Origin of the sequence: Streptomyces sp. NPDC002130 (assembly GCF_040296465.1) — a bacterium.
Lineage (GTDB): Bacteria > Actinomycetota > Actinomycetes > Streptomycetales > Streptomycetaceae > Streptomyces.
On the sequence record NZ_JBEOXI010000666.1, the window covers coordinates 1 to 1,768 of the forward strand.

At 68.2% G+C, this 1,768-nt stretch carries 2 protein-coding genes; one reads left to right on the forward strand and one right to left on the reverse strand.

The annotated features are described in order from the left end of the window. Positions 1–98 precede the first annotated feature (98 nt). Positions 99–800 carry a DUF5324 family protein gene (locus tag ABT116_RS44220; protein WP_351646510.1) on the reverse strand — a complete coding sequence of 234 codons (702 nt, stop codon included), beginning with the start codon at positions 798–800 and terminating at the stop codon, positions 99–101. Between the two features lie 337 nt (positions 801–1,137). Here ABT116_RS44220 and ABT116_RS44225 point away from each other — a divergent pair, with 337 nt between their 5' ends. Further along, positions 1,138–1,665: a peptidylprolyl isomerase gene (locus ABT116_RS44225; RefSeq protein WP_344460668.1), complete on the forward strand. Its 528-nt coding sequence runs from the start codon at positions 1,138–1,140 to the stop codon at positions 1,663–1,665. The last annotated feature ends 103 nt before the right edge of the window (positions 1,666–1,768 follow it).

The window sequence follows — 1,768 nt, forward strand, 5'->3', positions numbered from 1 at the left end:
TGGGTGCTGGCGTGTTTTTTTTTCTAAATAATAACGACCCGGGGGGTGTGATAAAACCACAAGTCTCCCGCCCCGCCGGGCTGTTGATTCCGGCGCCCTCAGGAACGGTCGTCGCGGCGGGCGGCCTCGTCCTCCGCCTGCTTGGCCTCGACCTCCGGGTCCAGGACCGACGGGCCGGTGCCGTCCACGGACGACAGGCGCCCCGACTCGGGGACCTCCGTCGCGGCCGGCGGCTCCACCAGCCAGTCCGGATTGGCCTGCTTGTCCCACCACTTCCACGCGGCGAAAGCACCGCCCGCGACCGCACCCAGGATCACCAGCGTCTTCGCGGCCTTACCGGCCTTGGCCCGCCGTTCGTGCTTGCGGACCAGCTTCTGGATCTCCTTGGGCGAGACCTGTCCACGCAGCGCGGACAGGGCGGCCGCACTCCGGGCCGCGGCCTCGGTCGTGACAGGCACGGCCGCAGCCACCGCCTGCTCGATCCTCGGTCGCGAGTACTCCGCCGCCTGGCGGGCAGCCTTGCGGGTACGTTCGGCGGCTTCCTGGGCGGCCTGGTCGACCTTCGGCGGCACATGCGTGCGGGCCTGCTCCAGATACGGCTGTACATGGGTGCCGTACTGGACGCGCGCCTGCCCTGCGGCCTGCGTCACCTTGGGCGCTAGCCGTACGCGTGCCTCGTGTGCGTAGTGCGCGGCCCTGTCCTTGGCCGTGTCGGCGTAGGGCGCCACCACTTCCGCGGCGTGCAGCACGCTGTCCTTCGCCGAACCAGTCGCGGCGCGCACGCTGTCGATGCGGGTCACGGGTTCCTCCTCCTCGGTGGCGTACGGTATTTCGACTTTCCACCCTTTTACGGATCATGCCTCCCGACGCAAGACCAGGCATGCGCGGAAGGGCATCCGGGTCACGGAAACCGGCATCCAGAGCCGATCACGTGCGATAGCGGATGAATAGGGGACAACAGGAGCTTGTCGTCGACAATGCCACGGATCGCTGCCGAGCGCCCCCGCCCCGGGGCTACTCGACTGGTTTTTGTGAACGCCCGCCGAGGGTTTCCCCCCGCTGCACCGACGTCGGGCGACGCGGAGGCCCGTCCGTGCGAGGATCAGTGAGTCACGGAAAGACAACGGAAGGCAGATCGTGGCCGAGCAGCTCTACGCCACCCTGAAGACCAATCACGGCGACATCGAAGTCCGGCTCCTGCCGAACCACGCGCCCAAGACGGTCAAGAACTTCGTCGAGCTCGCCCAGGGCGAGCGGGAGTGGACGCACCCCGAGACGGGCGCGAAGTCCACGGACAGGCTCTACGACGGCACGGTCTTCCACCGGGTGATCAGTGGCTTCATGATCCAGGGCGGTGACCCGCTGGGCAACGGCACCGGCGGTCCCGGCTACCAGTTCGAAGACGAGTTCCACCCGGACCTGCGCTTCGACAAGCCCTACCTGCTGGCCATGGCCAACGCCGGCCCGGGCACCAACGGCTCGCAGTTCTTCATCACCGTCTCCCCGACGGCGTGGCTGAACCGCAAGCACACCATCTTCGGCGAGGTCACCGACGCGGCGAGCCAGAAGGTCGTGGACACCATCGCCACGGCCCAGACGAACCCGCGCACCGACCGGCCGCTCAACGACGTGGTCATCGAATCGGTCGTCATCGAAACCCGCTGAGCGCGAAGGCTCCCACCGGGAACCACGCGAAGGCTCCCGCGGGAACCAACTCGCCTCCCCGACGGACGCGACGCTCCTCCCCCAGTACGCGACGACACTGGCG